Origin of the sequence: Nocardiopsis halophila DSM 44494 (assembly GCF_000341245.1) — a bacterium.
Taxonomy (GTDB): domain Bacteria; phylum Actinomycetota; class Actinomycetes; order Streptosporangiales; family Streptosporangiaceae; genus Nocardiopsis_A; species Nocardiopsis_A halophila.
In genome coordinates this window covers 15,070-34,298 of sequence record NZ_ANAD01000104.1, presented here as the reverse complement: position 1 = coordinate 34,298, position 19,229 = coordinate 15,070, and the positions used below count along the sequence as shown (strand labels likewise).

General features: G+C 75.1%; 18 protein-coding genes and 1 pseudogene. 8 read left to right on the top strand and 11 right to left on the bottom strand.

All coding sequences use genetic code 11. From position 1 onward, the window contains the following. The coding region (locus tag D450_RS0113365) for a zinc-binding dehydrogenase (RefSeq protein ID WP_017539174.1) at positions 1 to 736 on the top strand (736 nt) is incomplete at its 5' end. Positions 737 to 762: 26 nt separating this feature from the next. Here D450_RS0113365 and D450_RS0113360 read toward each other — a convergent pair. Genes D450_RS0113360 through D450_RS0113350 form a run of 3 tightly spaced genes read right to left on the bottom strand, consistent with a single transcriptional unit; the run spans position 763 to position 4,612 of the window. Continuing rightward, complete coding sequence (locus tag D450_RS0113360; protein WP_017539173.1) at positions 763 to 3,045, bottom strand: xanthine dehydrogenase family protein molybdopterin-binding subunit; 2,283 nt, start codon at positions 3,043 to 3,045, stop codon at positions 763 to 765. Beyond that, complete coding sequence (locus tag D450_RS0113355) at positions 3,042 to 4,040, bottom strand: FAD binding domain-containing protein (RefSeq protein WP_017539172.1); 999 nt, start codon at positions 4,038 to 4,040, stop codon at positions 3,042 to 3,044. Before D450_RS0113355 ends, D450_RS0113360 begins: the two co-directional genes overlap by 4 nt. Next, entirely contained in the window at positions 4,040 to 4,612 is a 573-nt protein-coding gene (locus D450_RS0113350) for a (2Fe-2S)-binding protein (protein WP_017539171.1), read from the bottom strand. The genes D450_RS0113355 and D450_RS0113350 overlap by 1 nt, the downstream gene beginning before the upstream one ends. A 275-nt stretch (positions 4,613 to 4,887) precedes the next feature. Here D450_RS0113350 and D450_RS0113345 point away from each other — a divergent pair, with 275 nt between their 5' ends. Further along, positions 4,888 to 5,388: a DUF1648 domain-containing protein gene (locus D450_RS0113345; protein WP_017539170.1), complete on the top strand. Its 501-nt coding sequence runs from the start codon at positions 4,888 to 4,890 to the stop codon at positions 5,386 to 5,388. Position 5,389: 1 nt separating this feature from the next. On the opposite strand, the gene D450_RS0113340 is transcribed toward D450_RS0113345, so the two are convergent. Then, entirely contained in the window at positions 5,390 to 7,387 is a 1,998-nt protein-coding gene (locus D450_RS0113340) for an AfsR/SARP family transcriptional regulator (protein ID WP_017539169.1), read from the bottom strand. Between the two features lie 123 nt (positions 7,388 to 7,510). Here D450_RS0113340 and D450_RS0113335 point away from each other — a divergent pair, with 123 nt between their 5' ends. Further along, entirely contained in the window at positions 7,511 to 8,386 is an 876-nt protein-coding gene (locus D450_RS0113335) for an alpha/beta fold hydrolase (RefSeq protein WP_017539168.1), read from the top strand. A gap of 27 nt (positions 8,387 to 8,413) precedes the next feature. On the opposite strand, the gene D450_RS0113330 is transcribed toward D450_RS0113335, so the two are convergent. After that, positions 8,414 to 8,863, bottom strand: a complete 450-nt coding sequence (locus tag D450_RS0113330) for a PaaI family thioesterase (RefSeq protein ID WP_017539167.1) — start codon at positions 8,861 to 8,863, stop codon at positions 8,414 to 8,416. A gap of 64 nt (positions 8,864 to 8,927) precedes the next feature. Here D450_RS0113330 and D450_RS0113325 point away from each other — a divergent pair, with 64 nt between their 5' ends. Beyond that, positions 8,928 to 9,359, top strand: a complete 432-nt coding sequence (locus D450_RS0113325; protein WP_017539166.1) for a MarR family winged helix-turn-helix transcriptional regulator — start codon at positions 8,928 to 8,930, stop codon at positions 9,357 to 9,359. Positions 9,360 to 9,400: 41 nt separating this feature from the next. Here the strand turns inward: D450_RS0113325 and D450_RS0113320 are convergent, their stop codons facing one another. Then, on the bottom strand, positions 9,401 to 10,129 hold the full coding sequence (locus D450_RS0113320; protein WP_017539165.1) for a hypothetical protein: 729 nt from the start codon (positions 10,127 to 10,129) through the stop codon (positions 9,401 to 9,403). A gap of 118 nt (positions 10,130 to 10,247) precedes the next feature. Between D450_RS0113320 and D450_RS0113315 the strand changes: the two genes are divergently transcribed. Next, a complete protein-coding gene (locus D450_RS0113315; protein ID WP_241483145.1) occupies positions 10,248 to 10,997 on the top strand; it encodes a CPBP family intramembrane glutamic endopeptidase in 750 nt (249 codons plus the stop codon). Here the strand turns inward: D450_RS0113315 and D450_RS30125 are convergent. Genes D450_RS30125 through D450_RS0113300 form a run of 3 tightly spaced genes read right to left on the bottom strand, consistent with a single transcriptional unit; the run spans position 10,988 to position 13,636 of the window. Then, positions 10,988 to 12,028 carry an ABC transporter ATP-binding protein gene (locus D450_RS30125; RefSeq protein ID WP_017539163.1) on the bottom strand — a complete coding sequence of 347 codons (1,041 nt, stop codon included), beginning with the start codon at positions 12,026 to 12,028 and terminating at the stop codon, positions 10,988 to 10,990. The genes D450_RS0113315 and D450_RS30125 overlap by 10 nt on opposite strands. Positions 12,029 to 12,030: 2 nt before the next feature. Further along, positions 12,031 to 12,843 (bottom strand): ABC transporter permease, encoded by an 813-nt coding sequence (locus D450_RS0113305; protein WP_017539162.1) that lies wholly within the window; start codon positions 12,841 to 12,843, stop codon positions 12,031 to 12,033. Further along, the gene (locus D450_RS0113300) at positions 12,836 to 13,636 is read right to left on the bottom strand and encodes an ABC transporter permease (RefSeq protein WP_017539161.1); all 801 of its coding nucleotides are present in this window, start codon (positions 13,634 to 13,636) and stop codon (positions 12,836 to 12,838) included. Before D450_RS0113300 ends, D450_RS0113305 begins: the two co-directional genes overlap by 8 nt. A 448-nt stretch (positions 13,637 to 14,084) precedes the next feature. On the opposite strand from D450_RS0113300, the gene D450_RS0113295 reads away from it, so the two are divergent. The 3 genes from D450_RS0113295 to D450_RS0113285 all read left to right on the top strand — a co-directional run bounded on the left by D450_RS0113295 (position 14,085) and on the right by D450_RS0113285 (position 17,637). Continuing rightward, positions 14,085 to 14,609 carry a lytic polysaccharide monooxygenase auxiliary activity family 9 protein gene (locus tag D450_RS0113295; RefSeq protein WP_017539160.1) on the top strand — a complete coding sequence of 175 codons (525 nt, stop codon included), beginning with the start codon at positions 14,085 to 14,087 and terminating at the stop codon, positions 14,607 to 14,609. Positions 14,610 to 15,335: 726 nt separating this feature from the next. Next, entirely contained in the window at positions 15,336 to 16,940 is a 1,605-nt protein-coding gene (locus tag D450_RS0113290) for an ABC-F family ATP-binding cassette domain-containing protein (protein WP_017539159.1), read from the top strand. A 172-nt stretch (positions 16,941 to 17,112) separates the two neighbouring features. Further along, positions 17,113 to 17,637, top strand: coding sequence for a DUF7144 family membrane protein (locus D450_RS0113285; RefSeq protein ID WP_017539158.1), 525 nt, complete (start codon positions 17,113 to 17,115; stop codon positions 17,635 to 17,637). 108 nt (positions 17,638 to 17,745) lie between these two features. Here D450_RS0113285 and D450_RS32480 read toward each other — a convergent pair. Both D450_RS32480 and D450_RS0113275 read right to left on the bottom strand, forming a co-directional pair. Next, positions 17,746 to 18,387, bottom strand: a pseudogene (locus D450_RS32480) (pyrroline-5-carboxylate reductase family protein); the annotation flags it as partial. Between the two features lie 242 nt (positions 18,388 to 18,629). Next, positions 18,630 to 19,178 carry a GNAT family N-acetyltransferase gene (locus D450_RS0113275; RefSeq protein WP_026128526.1) on the bottom strand — a complete coding sequence of 183 codons (549 nt, stop codon included), beginning with the start codon at positions 19,176 to 19,178 and terminating at the stop codon, positions 18,630 to 18,632. Between the last annotated feature and the right edge of the window lie 51 nt (positions 19,179 to 19,229).

Sequence of the window (19,229 nt, the reverse complement as noted above, 5' to 3'; positions counted from 1 at the left end):
CCCCCCCGCCCCCCCCTGCCGTACGGGCGACTTCGCCAACTGCGCCGAGCGCCTGATCGTCGGCGCCGGTCTCGACGGCGGGTACGCCGAGTACACCGTCGTTCCGCAGTCGGCCCTGGCCCGCCTCCCCGAAGCGCTGGGGTTCGAGGAGGCCGCACCGCTCATGTGCGCCGGGGTGACCGTGTTCAACGCCCTGCGCAAGAGCGGCGCCCGCCCCGGCGACACCGTCGCCGTCCAGGGCGTGGGAGGGCTGGGCCACCTGGCGATCCAGTACGCCGACAAGATGGGGTTCCGGGTGGTGGCGGTCAGCCGGGGCCGCGAGAAGGAGGAGGCCGCCCGCGCGCTGGGGGCCGACGACTACATCGACGCCTCCGACACCGGGAACGGCGGGGCGGGCGCGGCCCTGGCCGCGGCCGGAGGCGCGCGGGCGGTGCTCGCCACCGCGGGCGACGCCGCCGCCCAGGCCGACATCGCCCAGGGGCTCCAGGGCAACGGGACCCTGCTGGTCGCGGGCACCCCGCACGACCCGATCCCGGTCTCCAGCCTGCTGCTCGTCACGGGACGAAGGAGCGTCCAGGGCTGCTACAGCGGCCACGCGAAGGACAGTGAGGAGGCCATGGAGTTCGCGGTCCTGACAGGGATCCGCCCCATGGTCGAGACCTACAAGCTGGAGGAGGCCGAACAGGCCTACGGGTCCATGGGCACCGCACGGTTCCGCGGCGTCCTGGTCCCCTGAGGCCGGAGCGGCCCCGGGGACGGCGGTCAGGCGGAGGCGCCCTGACCGCGTCCCAGGACGGCCTCGATCGTGATGGGCAGGTCGCGGAAGCGGCGGCCGGTGGCGTGGTGGACCGCGTTGGCGATGGCGGCCGAGGCGCCCACCACGCCCACCTCGCCCACGCCCTTGGCGCCCAGCGGGTTGACCACCGCGTCCTCGACCTCCGCGAACTCCACCCGCACCTCAGGGGCGTCCGCGTTGACCGGCAGCAGGTAGTCCCCCATGCTCGCGTTCGCCCAGCGCCCGGACCCGGGGTCCATCCGGGTCGCCTCCAGCAGCGCGTGCCCCACGCCCCACAGCATGCCGCCCATCAGCTGGCTGCGCGCCGTCTTGGCGTTGAGCACCCGGCCCGGCGCGAACACCCCCAGCATCCGCCGGACCCGCACCAGCCCCAGGTCCGGGTCGACGCCGACCTCGGCGAACTGCGCCCCGAACGTCGCCGCCGCGTACCCGCCGTCCGCCCCGGGCGGGTCCCACGCCCCCAGCGCCTCGGCGTCGGACATCATGTGCCGCCGCAGCACGTCGGTGTAGGCTTCGCCGCCCCCGCTGCCGCCCTGGGGGAACATCCGGCCGCCGGCGGCCTCCACCCGCCCCGGGTCGGTCCCGTACAGCGGGGAGGCCGGGTCGGCGACCGCGCGCGCCACCATCTGCTCGCGCAGCGCGGACGCGGCCGTGTGCACCGCCGAGGCGATCGCCCCCGTGCCCGCCGAGCCCACCGCCGCCACCGTCGTCGGCAGTTCGGTGTCGCCGTACCGGGCCTCCACCTGCTCGGCGCCGATGCCCAGGGCCGCCGCGGCCACCTGCCGCATCACCGCCCCCACCCCGGTGCCGAAGTCCGCGCACGCCGTCTCGGCCGTGGCCCGGCCGTCGGCGTAGAGCCGCACCCGGGCCCGCTGCGGGCCCATCGCCTGGTACACCGGGTACACGGCCGAGGCCATGCCCGTGCCCACCAGCCAGTGCCCGTCGGTGCGGGTGCCCGGCACCGGGGCGCGGTCGTGCCAGCCGAACATCTCGGCGCCGCGGGCGTAGCACTCGCGCAGCCCCTTGCTCGACCACGGCAGGCCGGTCGACGGGTCGTCGTCGCAGTGGTTGCGCAGCCGCAGCTCCACCGGGTCCATCCCCAGCTCACCGGCCAGCTCGTCCATGGCGGTCTCCAGGACGAACATCCCCGAGGCCTCCCCGGGGGCCCGCATGAACGCCGGCGTCATGGTGTTCGCCCGGAACAGCCGGTACACGCCCTCGTGGTTGGGGCAGGCGTACATCCGCGCCGGCATCTCCAGCGACGGCTCGGTCCAGTCGTCGAAGGGCGAGGTGGGCGAGAGCTTGTGGTGGCGCATCGCGGTCAGCGTGCCGTCCCGGCGCGCCCCCAGGGTGAAGCGGTGCTCCTGCTCCTCGCGGTGCCCGCAGGCGGTGAACATCTGCTCGCGCGTGACCGCCAGCTTGACCGGCGCCCGCACGTGCCGGGCGGCCATCGCCGCCAGCACCGGGTGGGACCAGACCATCGCCTTGGAGCCGAAGCTGCCGCCGACCGCCGGGGCGAGGACCCGCACCTGCGAGGGCGGCAGGCCCAGCAGCTCGGCGACGGTCAGCCGGGTGGCGGTGGGCCCCTGCGTGGAGTCGTGGACGGTCAGGCGGCCGTCCTGCCACTGGGCGGTGGCGGCCGCCGGCTCGATCGGGTTGTGGTGGTTGGCCGCCAGGCGGTGCACCGTCTCCACCACCGTGTCGGCCTCCGCCAGCCCCCGGTCCACGTCGCCGCGCCCGATCCGGCCCGGCAGGAACCCCGCGAAGATCCGCTCGGGCTCATAGGCGTGCTCGCGGCCCTGCTCCAGGCCGGTCACGTGGGGCTCGGCCCGGTAGGAGACCTCCAGCAGCTCCGCCGCGTGCCCGGCGCGCTCCAGGGTGTCGGCGACGACCATGGCCACCGGCTGCCCCGCGTAGTGCACCCGGGCATCGCGCATCGGGAAGAAGCTCTGCCCGGAGGCGGCCGCGCCCGCCAGCGAGGGCAGCAGGTGCGGCTCGGCGGCCAGCGGCGGCAGGTTCAGGTGGCTCAGCACCGCGAGCACCCCGTCCGAGCGCAGCGCCCGCCGCGCGTCGATCCCGGTGACCTCGCCCGCGGCGATCCGGGCGCCCACCAGCACCGCGTACACGGTCCCGGGCGGGGCGTACTCGGCCGAGTAGCGCGCCGCCCCGGTCACCTTCGCGCGGCCGTCGGCCCGGTCCATCGGGCGGCCCACCTGGGCGGCCCGCGCCCTGTGCGGAACGGTGCTCATCCGACCCCCTCGGCGCGCGCGGCCGCGGTGCGCAGGGCCCGGACCATCGTGCGCTCGGCCAGCTCGACCTTGTAGGCGTTCATGCTCCGCGGTACCGCCTCGCGCATCTCCCGGACGGCGGCGAGCTCATAGGAGGCCCCCTCGGCCGGGGCGCCCACCAGGGCCTCCTCGGCGCGGTGGGCCCGCCAGGGCGTGGTGGCCACGCCGCCCAGCCCGATGCGCGCCTCGGCGACCGCCCCGTCCTGCACGCGCAGCACCACTGCGGCCGAGGCCAGCGCGAACTCGTAGGACTCCCGGTCGCGCACCTTGAGGTAGACCGAGGTACGGGCTGCGGGCACCGGCGGCACGTCGATCGCGGTGATCAGCTCGCCGTGCTCGACGGGGTGCTCGCGCTCGGGCGTGTCGCCGGGCGGCAGGAAGAAGTCGCCGACCGGCACCGACCGCTCCCCGTCCGGGCCGCGCAGACGCACCACCGCCTCCAGCGCGGTCAGCGCCACCGCGGCGTCGGAGGGGTGGACGGCGATGCAGTGCTCGCTGGTGCCCAGGACCGCGTGGCCCCGGTTCACCCCGCCGATCGCCGCGCACCCGCTGCCCGGCGCACGCTTGTTGCAGGCCGCGTCGCCGTCGCGGAAGTAGGAGCAGCGCACCCGCTGCATCATGTTCCCGCCCATGGTGGCCATGTTGCGCAGCTGCGGGGAGGCGCCCGACTCCAGCGCCCGGGCGAGCACCGGGTAGCGCTCGCGCACCACCGGGTGCGCGGCCACGTCGCTCATCCGGGCCAGTCCGCCCAGGCGCACGCCCCCGTCGGGCGCCTCCTCGATGCGGGAGACGGGCAGCGCGTTGATGTCGACGACGCGGCGCGGGCGGGCCACGCCGATCCGGATGAGGTCGACCTCGGTGGTGCCCCCGGCCAGGAACGCGCTGTCGGGGTCGGAGGCGACCTCCTCGACCGCGGTGGCCGGGTCGGATACCCGGGTGTAGGAGAAGGGGCGCATCACCGGCCCCCTTCGCCCTCCGCCCGGGCGTCGCGCACCTGGCGGACCGCGGCCCGGATGTTGGGGTAGGCGGCGCAGCGGCAGATATTGCCGCTCATCCACTCGGCGATCTCGGCGTCGTCCCCGGCCCGGCCCTCCTCCAGCAGGGCGACCGCCGACATGAGCTGGCCGGGCGTGCAGTAGCCGCACTGGAAGGCGTCGTTGGCGATGAAGGCCTCCTGGACCGGGTGCAGTCGGTCGCCGTCGGCCAGCCCCTCGACGGTGGTGACCGGGCGCCCTTCGCAGGTGATGGCCAGCGTCAGGCAGCCCAGCACCCGGCGGCCCTCGACCAGGACGGTGCAGGCGCCGCAGGCGCCCTGGTCGCAGCCCTTCTTCGGCCCGGTGACGCCCAGGCGCTCGCGCAGCGCGTCCAGCAGGCTCACCCGCGGCTCCACGCGCACGGTGCGCCGGGTGCCGTTGACGGTCAGCGCGATCTCCACCTCGCCCGGGCCGGCCTCGGGCGGGCGGGTCCCCTCACGCCCTTCGCGGCGCGCCTGTGACGGCAGGCGCGGGCGGCTGGTCTGTCGGGTCACCGCCGCCACCTCCCCGGGGCCGGGTGTGCGGTGGTCGGGACGCGTTCCATATGCTCCCCCTCCCGGAGCGGCATCGTCGACCAGCGTCTCCCGGATGCGGCCCGCGCCATACCGATGCGCGGCAAAGGCCGGTGCAACTCTGCGCAAGAGGGCGGGGCCGCGCACAAGTGCGGGGCACGGGCGACGGGGCCCACGAGCGCCATGAGAGGGTGAGGTTCCAGTCGGGCGGGCGCTCCTGTAGAAGCGCTGGGCGGCCGAACACAGAGGGGAGACGCATGGTGGGAGAGACCGCTGTGGCGGGCTATTCGCCCCCGCCTTACCCGAAGGCCTACCTGGTTCCCGGCATCGTGATCCTGCTCGGGCAGGCGTTCGCGGCCGTGTCGGTCTACCCGCGGCTGCCTGAGGAGATCCCGCTCCACTTCTCGGGGCCGGGCACGATCACCGAAACGGCGGCGACCAGTCCGCTCACAGCGGGCGCCCCCGTGTTCATCGGCGCGCTCGTACTTCTGCTGCTGGCCGGGGCCGCCGCGCTCGTGCTGCGCACCGTCCCCACCGACCGCGCCGAGGCGGTGGCCGGGGCCAAGGCGGTCCTCGCCATGGGATGGGTCATCGCCCTGCTCTTCACCCTGATCTGCGCGGGCGTCTGGTTCCCCGGACAGGTCGGGTCTTCTGCATGGTTCTTCCCGGCTGTGATCGCCCTGGCCTTCGCGACCGTGCTGCCGGTGATCGTCACCCGGCTGCGCCACCGCTCGCGGTCCACGAGGCGCGTGCTCTGAATCAGTCGTCGGTCCGGTCGTCGGTCACCAGCGCCGAACCGATGGCGTCGATCCAGCCCTGGACCGGCCCCACGGTGAGCATCCCGCTCCCCGCACCGGCGATCTCGCCCGCGGCCGGCAGGAGGCGGTCGCGGACGCGCTCCAGACTCTCGCGCTCGCCGAGCTCCAGTGCCGCCGCGGCCTCCAGGCAGCACAGCGCCTCGTACACCAGGTCCGCCGGTGGCTCGGGCAGCGCGCGCACCGCGGAACGCGCCTGCCCGGCCGCCCCCGCGTGCAGCAGCAGGAGCGGCTCGACCCAGGGCCGGTAGGGGCCCCAGTCGGCCTCCGCGGGCGCGCGGGCCACGGCGGGAGAGACCGCCCGCTCCTCCGTCAGGTACAGGCACAGCAGTGCCAACGGCAGCAGGCCCTGCTCCACCCCCGGCATCCCGGCGCCGTCCAAGCGCGCGGCGGCCGCGCGGTAGGCCTCTTCGGCGTCGGCGACCGTTCCGGACACCGCCGTCCTCAGGGCGCGGTACCACTGGGTGAACACCGGGGCCAGCGGCAGCTCGTTCTGCTCGGACAGGCGGTCGACGGCGGCCGCGTGCCCATCGGCTCCGCGCAGGTCGCCCAGTGCCGCGCGCGCCTGCATCCGGATCATGCGGCCCAGCACCTCGTACGTCGGCATGGCGTGCCGGGCGCCGAGCGCGGCCACCTCCTCGCCGACGGCGTCCCGGCGCCCGGCCAGCCCCGCGCGCGTGCACGACTGCATGAACACGGCATTGAGGGCGAACGCCAGCAGGGCCGGGTCGTCCAACCCGCGCGCGATGGCCTCGGCCTCGCGCGCGGCCTGAGGACCGCGCGGCGACCGGGTGCCGCGCATCTCCATCCCGAGCGTGGCCAGCAGACGGCAGCGCGCGGGGGCGTGCTCCCGGTCCTCGGGGAGGGCCGCCAGGGTGCGCTCCGCGGCGGCGGCGACCTCCCGCGCCTGCGCGGGGTCGTCGCTGCGCGGCCAGATCGCGGGCACGTCGTAGCCGCCGATCACCCGCGCGGCCAGCTCGGGGTCGGCCGCCTCCTCGGCCGCGCGCACGGTCGCCAGCCGGTTCTCCCGGGCCGACTCCAGGCCCCCGCCGCCGGTCACCGCCAGGCTGCGCAGCAGGCCCACCGAGGACTCCAGCCGCGCCCGGGAGCCGGCGGCGACCGCGCGGTCGTAGGCCGCGGCGGTGCGCGCCCACACCTCGGCGGCCGACGCCGACGCACCGGGCCGCTCCAACGACGGGTCCTGGGCCAGGACGTCGGCCTCCAGCCGCCGCAGGCGCGGACCCGGGTCCACCCCCAGGGCGTCGGCGAGCCTCGTCCGGGCGCGCCGCAGCACCGCCAGCGCGTCGGCCTGGCGCCCGCAGCGGTACAGCGCGAGCGCCAGCAGCCGCCAGGCCTCCTCCCGCCAGGGGTGCTCGGCGGCCTGGGCGTCCAGCTCCGGGACGGCCGCCGCCGCGTCCCCCAGGGCCAGGAGCGCCTCGGCGCGCTGCTCCACGGCACGCAGGCGCAGCTCGGCCAGGCGCGAGCGCTCGGCCCGCGCCCAGTGCTCGTCCGCGAAGTCGGCGTAGGCGGGGCCGCGCCACAGCCCGAGGGCGCCGTCGAGCAGCTCCAGCGCGCGCTTGGGCGGCTGGCCGGCGGCCCCGTGCAGGGCGTCTTCGAACCGCCAGGCGTCCACGGTTCCAGGGGCGGTGCGCAGCGCGTACCCCGGGCCGTCGGTCACGAGCAGCCGGGGCGGGGTGCGCGGCGGGCGGTCCGGCTCCAGAGCGCGCCGGAGCGCGGCCACGAAGGTGCGTACGGCGCCGACCGCCCCGTCGGGAGGGTCCTCCCAGAGGTCGTCCACCAAGCGGTCGACGGGGACGACCCGTCCGCGGGCGATGAGCAGCACCGCCAGCACGGCCCGGTGCCGCGGCCCCTTGAGGGGGACCGCCGCACCGTCCCGCTCGGCCGCGACCGGCCCCAGCACACCGAACCCGACCCGCTCCATGCCCGCCTTCCCTGATCGCACGCCAGTCCAACGGTATGCGCTCATCGGATGCTCATCGGCGCGCGGCACGCTCGGGACGAAGCCGGACGGAGAGACCGGCCGGCCACGATCGAGGAGAGCACCATGGCGCCGACCATTCCCGGATTCGACTACCAGAGGGTGCCCGTCGCCGACGGCGTCGAGCTGAACGCGGCCGTCGGCGGCTCGGGCAGCCCGATCGTGCTGCTGCACGGGTTCCCGCAGACCCACCTGATGTGGCGGCACGTGGCCGCCGACCTGGCGGCCGACCACACCGTCATCGTCCCCGACCTGCGGGGGTACGGCGCCAGCGACAAGCCCGCCGAGGACGGTGGGGCCTACTCCAAGCGCACCATGGGCGCCGACACCGTGGCGCTGGCCCGCGCCCTGGGGCACGAGCGGTTCGCCCTGGCGGGGCACGACCGCGGGGCGCTGGCCGCCGTCCGTACGGGGTTGGACCACCCGGACCACGTCACCCACCTGGCCAGCCTGGACGTGCTGCCGACCCTGGACATGTGGGACGTGATGCACGGCCGGAGTGCGGCGGTCGGGTTCCACCTCTACTTGATGGCCCAGCCGCCCGGTCTGCCCGAGCGGATGATCGCCGCCGAGCCGGACGCGTTCTTCTCCTTCTTCCTCGACGCCTGGGGCGCCGACCCGGAGACGGTCCCCGGCGATGTGCGTGCGGCCTACCTCGAGGCGTCGAGGAACGCGGTGCCGTCGATCGTCGCGGACTACCGGGCCTCGGCCGGGATCGACGCCGAGCACGACCAGGCCGACCGGGACGCAGGCCGGAGGCTGACCATGCCGGTCACCGTCCTGCAGCAGGACTGGGGCGCGGCGCTGGGGTTCGACGCCGAGGGGATCTGGAAGGGGTGGGCCGACGACCTGGTCCACCGCACGGTGGCGGCGGGCCATTTCATGGCCGAGGCCGACCCGGAGCGGGTGACCGCCGAGCTGCGGGAGCTCCTGGCCCGCTGAGCCGACCCGGGGGATCCGGAGCGAGCGTCAGCGGGTACGGGCGGCACCGACCGAGACGCTGCCCTGGGCCACGGCGCACAGCCTCTCTGCGCCCTCGGCGTCCACGGTGGTCAGGTCGCACCGGCACACCACCCGGGTGCGGCCGGCCCGGACCACCCGCGCGTCCGCGCGCAGCAGGACGCCGTCGGCGGGCCTGAGGTAGTCGATCGAGTACCCGGCGGTGATCAGGTCCGCTCCGGCGGCCGTCCCCGCCGCGAAGGTGATCGCATTGTCGGCGGCGTACCCCAGCACGCCGCCGTGCAGGACGCCGTACTGCTGGCGCAGCTCGTCACGGACGTCCACCTCCAGCACGGCGCGGCCGTCGCCGAAGGCGGTCAGGCGGGCGCCCACCAGGGCGCTGAAGGGCTGGGCCTGCAGGACCTTGCGGGCCAGACCGAGGTCGAGGGCGTCATCGCGAGCGTCGTCGGGCGTGTCCACGGCACCTCATTTCACTAGTGAAGTGAGGATCGCGCCTGGCGGGGTCCTCTGTCAAGATCGGTCCATGCCCGAAGCCGACGAGCGCCTGTACTTCCTGCTGCAGCGGGCCGCCCACCGCCTGCGCACCGACGCCGACCGCCGGCTCCTGGAGGCCGCCGGGATCACCGCGGCGCAGCTCGGCGCCCTGTTCGCGGTCCGCGCCGAGCCGGGCGCCACCCAGCGGCGGCTCGCCGAGGTGCTCGGCTTGCGCGAGTCCGCCGTCACGGCGCTGGTCCGGCGCCTGGACGGGGCCGGGCTCCTCGTCAAGGGGGCGCACCCCGACGAGCACAGGGCGGTGGTGCTGGAGCTCACCGAGGCGGGGGAGGAGGCCCTGCGCGCCGCCCGCCCGGAGATGGCCCGCTTCACTACCGAGCTGCGCGCCCGGCTCGGAGACGAGGGCTTCTCCGGGACGGCCGCGTCCCTCCGCCTGATCGCCTACGGCCCTGAAGACGACTGACCCCGACCGCAGCGTGCAGGACGTCACGGAGGCCCGCGACGCTACTCGGCAGTGGCGTCGATCGACTCCTCGAGGGCCTCGGATATCCTGGTGACGAGGATCAGGTCCTCATCGGGAAGGGTGGTGTCCTCCGTCAGGTACCGCACCGTCACGGAGACATTGCTCATGCGGAAGAAAGCCGTGTGGAGAAGGCTCTCGTCGCCGGTCGGGTCCGCGATCGAGGCCTCCTCGCCGATCTTGTCCAAGGTGGCCAACCCTTCTTCGCCCACCTCGATGTCCTTGACCGCGAGCTGCTCGCTGCCGTCCTTGGGTCCTTCCTCCGCGCTCTCCCGGATGGCGGCGAGGCCCTCCTGCAAGGGCTCGTAGTTCGAGGCCGCCGTGTCGGGGGAGTAGAGGGTGAAGTCCACGATCAGGTCGGCCTCGCCGACCGATCCGCCGCAGGCCGAGTACTCGGGGCCCGTGCCGTCCTCCGCGAGCGGCGGGCGCATCCGCATCGGCTCCACCTCCTCGATCTCCACGTCTTCCAGGGATGTGTGGGCGACGGCGTCGGCGAACCCCTCGGCGAACAGCTCCTCGCAGTCACCGATCCCCTCGTAGGCGGCGGGAGGGGTCGCATAGACGCCCAGGGCCACGGCCGCCACCAGGCCCACGGCGACGCCGCCTCCGATCAGGACGCGCCGGTCGAGCCGCGGGGCGGGCGGAGATCCGGAACCGTCGGTCGGCTTCGGGTCCTCGGGGGACGAGGGCGAACCGGGGGCGGGCTCGGGCATCGTGCGGACTCCTCGGGGGTGGGGGACGGACGGGATCATACGCCCATTACCCGCCCCTCCCGGAACATCACCTTCCGGCCGTCGCTCCCGGGGCCCAGGGGTGCTAGCGTCCACGTTCATGGCGAGCGAACCGGCACGGTCCGAGAAGTCCCCGTCCGCGGCGCCGCCGGACGGCGGGGGGCCGGAGCGCCGCCCTGCGCCTGTACGGGCGGTCCTGGTGTTCTTCGGCGGTGCCCTGGTCGCCCTGGTGGCGCCTCCGCTGGCCGCGGGCGTGCTCACCGGGCAGGGGCCCGGGGTCCTGGTCGCGGTGGCCCTGGTCGAGCTGCTCCTGGTGGGCGCCGTCGTGGGGTGGTGGCTGCGCAGCCGCCGACTGGGGTGGTCCCACCTCGGGCTGAGCACGCAGCACTGGGTGCGCGACGCCGCCCTCGGCGCCGCGGTCGTCCTGCCGCGGCTGGCGCTGGAGTTCGGCCTTCTCGTCCCTATGGCGGGGGGAGCCGACAACACCGGGGTGCGCGAAGTCCTGGACAACGCCGCCGCCGGTGGGGCCGCTCTGGCCGCCACGCTCCTGCTCGGCGTGGTCGGGGGCGGCATCGCCGAGGAGGTCTACTTCCGCGGGTTCCTGATCGGGGCGCTCCCCGAGGCGTTCCGCCGGCGCCGCCGGGCGGTGGCCGTGGCCGCGGTCGTCTCGGTCCTGCTGTTCGGACTGCTGCACCTTCCCGCCAACGGGCCCGACGCCGTCTCCATCACCGTGGCCGGGCTCGTCTATGCCGGACTCTTCTTGGCCACGGGCCGCCTGACCGCCTCCGTGGTCAGCCACGGCCTGTGGAACACCGCGGCCGTGGTGGCGGTGCTGGCGCTCTACGGCTGAAGCCGCCCGCGCCGGCATCCGCCGGCCCCCTCGGCCGGCACGGATTCGGCGTCGCCCGTGTAGAGCCGTGCCACCACCTCCTCGATGTCCGGCTCCTGGACGGTCAGGTCCGCCACGCGGTGCTCCCGGGCCACCTCCGCGATCACCTCCGCCGGGTTCCCGTCCAGNGGGTTCCCGCCCAGCCCCAGCCACTGGCGGGGCCCCTGGCGGCGGACGAAGCGCGCCCCCGGCACCCGGATCGGCGGCCCCGGCTCGGCGAGGTCGACGACGAGGGCGCGCGGCCGCGGGGCGCGGTCCCGCAGGCCCGCCAGGTCCCCGTCGTAGGCGAGCCGGCCGTGGTCGATCACCATCACGCGGCGGCACAGCCGCTCGACGTCGCCCAGGTCGTGGGTGGTCAGCAGGACCGTGGTGCCGTGCTCGGCGTTCAGGCGGGACAGGAAGGAGCGGATCGCGGCCTTGCTCACCACGTCCAGCCCGATGGTGGGCTCGTCCAGCACCAGGAGTTCGGGGGCGTGCAGCAGCGCGGCGGTGAGGTCCCCGCGCATCCGCTGGCCCAGGCTCAGCTGGCGCACGGGGGTGTGCAGGAAGGGGCCGAGTTCGAGCAGGTCGCTCAGCTCCTCCAGGCGCCGGGCGTGGTCGCGGGCCGGGACGCGGTAGAGGTGCCGCGTCAGCGCCAGGCTGTCCCGCAGGGGCAGGTCCCACCACAGGGAGGTGCGCTGCCCGAACACGATGCCGATGCGGGCCGCCAGGCGGGTCCGGAAGCGGGCCGGCTCCAGGCCCAGCACCCGCAGGCGGCCGCGGCCCGGGGCCAGCAGGCCGATGAGCATCTTCATCGTGGTGCTCTTCCCGGCGCCGTTGGGCCCCAGGTAGCCCACGACCTCGCCGGGGCGCACCTGGAAGGTCACCCCGTCGACGGCGTCGACCGTGCGGCGCCGCCGGCGCAGCAGCGGCCCCTCGGAGACGGTGAAGGAGCGGCCCAGGCCGTGCGCGTCGATCACGGGGGCGGGCGGTCCGGCGGGCATCGAGGACATGGTCAGCTCCCGGTGGATCGGTAGTGCCGCAGCCCCGTGCGCCAGACCAGGGCGGCCAGGGCGCACATCCCGGCGGCGACGGCCGGAGGGGTGAAGCGCAGCCAGTCCGGCAGGCCGGTGGGGTCGGGGCGGTCGAGGAGGAACAGCGCGGGCTGCCAGCTGACGAAGGCCAGCGGCACGGCGAAGGTGGCGGCGCGGACGACGCCGCGGCCGTAGACGGCCAGCGGGTACTCGGTGAGGGCCTGCCCGCCGTAGGTGATGGAGTTGGCGGCCTCCCGGGCGTCGGTGGCGAAGAACTGCAGGCAGGCGCCGATGACCCAGACCGCGCAGCACACGGCCACCGCGCTGGCGAGCAGCACGGGCAGGAACAGGGCCCGGCCGGCGGTCCAGGGCGCGTCGAGCCCGGCGAGCGCATGGACCAGGACGGCGGCGGCGGGCAGGATCCTGCCCAGCCGCTGGGGCGAGAAGCGGTCCGCGGCGATCTGGACGAGCGGCGGGACCGGGCGCACCAGCATCGTGTCGAGCGAACCGGTGCGGATGTGCTCGCCGAGGCGCTCCACCGACCCCATGAGCAGGTCGGCGGTGCTGAACGCGGCGGTGGCCAGGGCGTAGACGAGCAGCGCCTCGTGCACGGTGAAGCCGGCCAGGACTCCGGCGTGGCCGAACACGACCACGATCGCCGTCAGCTCGGCCAGGGCCGCGAAGGCCTGGGCCAGGGCGAGGAACGCGAGCGAGAGGGGGTACTGGGCGACGGCGCGGCACCAGGTCCACACCAGGAGGGGGTAGACCGGAACGGGCGCGGGCGGTCTAGCCACCCTGGACCACCACCTTTCGGGAGGCGCGGACGGTGAGCAGCGACGCGAGCCCGAGCAGGGCGGCGAGCCAGGCGGCCTGGAGGGCCAGGCCCCCGGCGGGCCCGCCTCCGGGAAGGGAGTCCTTGCCGAGGAACACCTCGACGGGGATCTGCACCAGGGCGGCCCACGGGAGCACGCGCAGCGTCTCGGCCACCGCGTCGGGGAAGAGCACCAGCGGGAGCAGCATGCCCGAGCACGCCGGGCCGATGAGGTTGCCGACCGCGGTCACGCCGCGGGTGTCCAGGAGCCAGAACCCGGTCAGGGCGTAGAGGTAGCGCAGGGCGAATCCGACCAGGGAGGCCAGCAGGAGGGCCGCGGCCGCCGACGCCCAGCGCACCGGGTCGTCCGGCAGGGCGAGGGGGAACACCAGCGCCCCGGCGGCGAAGGTGGGGGTGCTGCGGGCCGCGATGCTGAAGGCGACCCGGCCCAGGTCGTGCGAGAGCCACCAGGCGAGCGGCGGCGCGGGGCGCATCAGGTCCACCGCGATGTCGCCGGTGCGGATGCGCTCGGCCAGCTCCAGCGGGGGACCCATGATGGAGACCGGGCCGATCAGCGCCTGGGCGACGAAGACGTGGGTGACGGCGTCCCGGGCGTCGTAGCCGTTGATCTCGGGGCGCACCTCGAAGAGCGCCAGGAGCACGGCGGCATTGATGATGCCGAAGACGGTGTTGGTGAGGATTCCGGCGGCCGTCGCCGCGCGATAGGTCGAATAGCGGCGCAGCCCGAGGGCGAACACCGCACAGTAGACGCGCACCGCGTGCACTCCCTGGCAGTTCGAGACCGTGCGAATGATGAACGATCGAGCCAGGGACCGGAAGCGCTCCGAGCCGGGGCCCGTTGTCCGGCACGGCCCTGCAGGGGCAGGTCCGGGGCGCCGCGAATGAGCGAGAGTAGCACGGTTCCGCCGGGGGCGCAGGAATGGCGGCCGGGTGTGGGGGAGTGCCGCCCGGTCCGTGCGGGTAGAACGGACCGCCGTGCCCGGTCGGGGCGCCGGTTGTGCATCGCACAAAAATTGAAAAGATTCCTATCATTTTCGGGGGCGACTTCTTAGGTTCACCAGAGTCGGTCGGCGCCCGCCCCTCGGGGCGGTGCCCTCCGGCGGGGCCGCCCGCCGCCCCGATCCCCGCTACCGGCGATCCTCCCGGCAGGCCGGACCGCCCACACGGTCCGAGGGGGACGCGACCCGCACGAAAGGGCACGCGATGAAACCGCGAAGGAAGATCGTCCAGGCGGCCACCGTCCTCGCCGCCGCCCCTCTCGCCCTCGCCCTCCTGCCCACCAGCAGCGCCTACGCACACGGATACGTCTCCTCGCCCGACAGCCGCCAGGCGCAGTGCGCCGACGGCAGCGTGGAATGCGGGCCGATCAAGTGGGAGCCGCAGAGCGTCGAGGGCCCCAAGGGGCTGTCCAGCTGCAGCGGGGGCAACGAGGCCTTCGCCGAACTCGACGACGACTCCAAGGGCTGGCGCGTCACGCCGGTCGGCACCAGCCTCGACTTCACCTGGACCTTCACCGCCCGGCACGCCACCGCCGACTGGGAGTACTTCATCGACGGGGAGCGGGTCGGGGTCTTCGACGGCGGGGGAGAGCAGCCCCCCTCGACCGTGAGCCACAACGTGGACCTGAGCGGCTACAGCGGCCAGCAGAAGGTCCTGGCGGTGTGGAACGTCGCCGACACCCCCAACGCCTTCTACGCCTGCGTCGACATCAACGTCGGCGCGGCCTGACCCCTCACCCCCTCCCCGTCCGAGGAACGGACCCCCGGGGGCGCGCTCCGTCCGGCGCGCCCCCTTTCCCGTGTCCGGCCCCGTGCGGGGGCGCGATGCCACAGGCTCCTCCGGGGCCACTGCGGCCCGTCCTGGAGCACGCGTCCCGAACTCGTGATTTCCGTGAGAACGCGCGGGAGTGCGCGCCACAATGAAGTGTGCGGCAGTCCGCCCCTCCCGGCTGCCGCACGTCTCATGCGCCGCCGAAACCTGTGCAGTCGAAGCGTGCGGCGCCCCGCGTCCCCGTCGCCGCCGGCAGGCCGACCTGATTTCGGATCCAGTACACAGTCGACGGACGGACCGGCCGGAAACGGGAGGGCATTCGGACCGGGACGCGTGAGGGCCCCGAATGGTTGACGTGTTTCCCCAGGTCGGCCGAAGGTGGCCTCAGGCGCCCGCAGCGGCCTGACGAGCAGGGGCGAGCCGATACGGTTACACCAGTTCCGGCCCTCGCGGTCGGGACCGCGGGCGGTCGTCGAGCGGGGACGGCCGCCCGCTTTTCTCATGCCGGGCCCCCGTCCGGCCCCGGGTCGCGTCCGCGGCGCTCACAGCGGCGGAAAACCTTTTGCCCCCCCCGACTCGGGCACCCGGTATCGTCGGTGCCGTGTCTACACCCCGAATCTCTTAGCGAAGGACCCGCTTCCTCGTCTGAAGTGTGTCCTTCTGTGAATTCGGAGCGTAGATCCCATGATCACCCTCAGCGGTGTCGAGCTGCGCGCGGGCGCCCGCGCGCTTCTGACCGACATCTCCCTCACCGTCTCGCCCGGCGACCGCGTCGGCCTGGTCGGCCGTAACGGTGCGGGCAAGACGACCCTGATGACCGCCATGGCCGGGGCGTCCGCTCCCGCAGCCGGCGAGATCGTCCGTCACGGCCCGGTCGGCTTCCTCCCGCAGGACCCCCGCGCCGCCGACCAGGCGGCCACCGTGACCGGGCGGATCCTGTCGGCCCGCGGCCTGGACACCGCCTCGGCGGCGCTGCGGGACGCCGAGGCGGCGATGGCCGCGGCCGCGGATCCGGCGGCCCTGGAGCGGGCGATGCGCGCCTACGCCCGCGCGGAGGCCGCGTTCCAGGCCGCCGGCGGCCATACGGCCGAGGCGGAGGCGGCGCGCGTCGCCGCCGGCCTGGGGCTGGAGGACCGGCTCATGCACCGGCCGGTCGGCGAGCTCTCAGGCGGCCAGAGGCGGCGCGTCGAGCTGGCGCGCATCCTCTTCGGCGGAGCCGGCGGCACACTGCTGCTGGACGAGCCCACCAACCACCTGGACTCCGGCGCGGTCTCCTGGCTGCGGGCCTTCCTGCGCGCGCACCAGGGCGGCCTCGTGCTCATCACCCACGACACCGGGCTGCTGGCCGACGTCGCCAACCGCGTCTTCCACCTGGACGCGCGGCGCTCCGCGATCGACGTGTACAACCTGGGCTGGCAGGGATACCAGGACCAGCGCGCGGCCGAGGAGCGGCGCCGCGCCCGCGAGCGCGCGGGGGCCGAGCGCAAGGCCGCCTCCCTGCACGCCCAGGCCGACAGGATGAAGGCCCGCTCGGCGACGGCGGTCGCGGCCCGGAACATGGCGCGCCGGGCCGACCGGATGCTGGCCGAGACCGAGCCGGTGCGCAGCGCGGAGAAGACGGCCCGCATCCGCCTGCCCGAGCCCGAGCCGTGCGGCCGGGTGCCGCTGGGGGCGGTCGGTCTTGCCAAGGCCTACGACGGGCACCAGGTCCTCAAAGGGGTCGACCTCGCCGTCGACCGGGGAACGCGGATGGTCGTCCTCGGCTATAACGGCGCGGGAAAGACGACGCTGCTGCGCCTTCTGACCGGGCGCGACGCCCCGGACGAGGGACGCGTCGTGCACGGCCACGGACTGCGCATCGGGTACTTCGCCCAGGAGCACGACACCCTGGACCCTGAGCACACCGTCCTGGCCGCGCTGACGGCGGCCGCGCCCCACCTGGCGGAGGGGGAGGCACGGCGCGTCCTCGGCGGCTTCCTCTTCACCGGCGACGATGCGGACAAACCGGTGCCGGTGCTCTCGGGAGGGGAGAAGACCCGCCTGGCGCTGGCCGGGCTGGTGCATTCGGGCGCCAACGTGCTGCTGCTGGACGAGCCGACCAACAACCTGGACCCGGCATCGCGCGGCGAGGTGCTGTCCGCGGTCGGCCGGTATCCGGGGGCGATCGTGATGGTCACGCACGATGAGGGCGCGATCGACGCCCTCCGGCCCGAGCGCGTCCTGCTGCTTCCGGACGCCGACGAGGACCTGTGGAGCGACGACCACCGGGAGCTCGTCTCCCTGGTCTGACCACCGCCCGGCCCGGGTTCGGCCGGGCGGTTTGCCGGACGGTGCGCGTTCTTTGCCGGGCGCTGGACGTCGCGGGACGCCCGCCGGGCATCACGCCCCCGTAGGAAGGTCAGAGATCCCCCAGACCGCCCCGCCGAGGCGGGCGGGGAGTCCCGTACCGAGGAGGCCGAGCATGGAAGCGTCGCGCACGAACGGATGGATGGTCTTCGGGGCCGTGCTGCTGCTGGTGATCGGAGCGGTCAACCTGGTCCAGGGCATCGTGGCCATGACCCGCCCCGCGTACTACGCGGTGGAGTCGGGCGAGATGCTCGTCCTCGACTTCTCCGGCTGGGGGCTGCTGTTGACCGTCTGGGGCGCCGTCCTGGTCGCCGCCGGGCTGGCACTGTTCTCCGGGCACATGTGGGCACGGAGCCTGGCAGTGGTCCTGGCGGCGGTCAACGCGGTGGCGCAGCTGGGATTCCTGCTCGCCTTCCCGCTCTGGTCGCTGGTGGCGATCGCCGTCGACGTCCTGGTCATCTACGGACTGACGGCCGGCTGGCCCGGCAGGGCCGAAGGCCGGGGCGGCGACCCACGGGAGGACCCCGCCTACCGCGCCGGGCAGTCCGACGCACAGGCGGTCCCGGCCGCCGGGGCCATGGAGGGGCAGCAGAGCGCGCCCCGGCCGCCCCAGGGCAAGCACGCCCAGCCGACCGAGTGACCACGGCCCCGCCGGTCCGTCAGGCGCCCTCGGNNNGGGGTCGGCGCCCGCCGCGGGCATCCCGGCCGTGTCGAGGCGGTCCAGGGCGTGCCGGGTCGTGCCGCCGGGCGTGGCCACCTCCGAGGCGAGCTCGGACGGGTCGCGGTCGGCCTCCCGCAGCATCGACGCCGCCCCGAACAGGGTCTGCACCACGGTCGCCCGGGCCTCACCGGGCGGCAGGCCCTGCTCTACCGCCGCGTCCGCCATCGACGCCGCCAAGTGGTACAGGAACGCCGGCCCCGAGCCGGCCACGGCGGTGATCGCGTCCATCCCGTCCTCGCCCACCCAGGAGATCGAGCCGACGCGGGAGAACAGGGCGCCCACCCCCGCCCGCGCCTCCCCGTCCAGGTGGATGCCGCCGACCAGCGCGGTCGCGGCCTGCCCGACCGCGGCCGCCGTGTTGGTCATGGCGCGTGCGGCCGGGCGGCCCGGCCCCAGCGCCTCCTCGAACCGCGCCAGCGGCACCGCGGCGGCGAGCGAGACCGCGACCGCGCCTTCGGAGAGGGCGGGGGCGATCCCGGCCGCCACCGGCACCAGCGCGGAGGGGCGAACCGCGACCAGGGCCACGTCCGCGCCTTCGGCGGCGGCCGCGCCGTCCGTCCCCGAGGCGACCCCGTAACGCGCCGCGAGCGCGCGGGCGCGCTCGTCGGGCAGGGCGCTCACGGCGATCGCGTCCGCCGGAAGCCCTGACCTCAGGAGCCCGTTGAGCACCGCCTCGCCCAGGTGGCCCGCTCCGATGACCGCCACCCGGGGCCCCGGCCTCCGCTCTCCGCCGTCCGTCCGCCCGGTCTCCCGCCCGGCACCGTCCTGCGCCGACCGGGGTTCGTGGTGAGGGTCTGTGCAGTTCACAGCCGGAACACTACTGAAGGCGCCGGTCGCGCTCCGGGACGTAGGGGGTGTGGCGCCCGATCGCCCCGCCCTCTGCGGCGGGGTCCGCGCGCCGGTGCGCGGGCTCAGGCGAGGGGCAGCTCGACGTGGACCGTGTCGGCGCCGCCGCCGACCTCGTCCCGTTCGTCGCACACGACCTTGCCCAGCGACCGCCACAGCTCCATCGCGCCGGGGGAGCGGGGGTGGGCGTGCAGGTAGGCGGCGCCGTACCCGCCGTCCCGGCGTGCGAAGTCCATCAGCTCGCCGACCAGACGGGTGGCCAGGCCGCGGCGCCGGTGCTCCGGGCGCACGTAGACGCGCCGCAGCTGGGCGGTGGTGCCCGAGGGGTAGCGCTCGGCCACCCAGGGCGGATTGGGCGGATGGGCGGGGCCCCGCGCGTCCAGGGCCGCGGTCGCCGCGACGCTGCCCGTACCGGTTCCGTCCCCGCGTTCCTCGACGGCGACGATCAGGGTGTGGCGCGGGTCGGACAGGTAATAGGAGGCGGGATCGACGATGTCGGCGTGCCAGTGCGGGACGTAGCCGGTCCCGAAGTCGCGGTAGACGGCGTCGAGCATCACCTGCCGTGCACCGTCGAGGTCGGCCGGGGCTGCTCTTCTGATGCTGTAGTCAGGCACAGGCGCACCCTAGGCAACGCCGAGGCGCCGGAGCATCACAGGGGCGGCGGT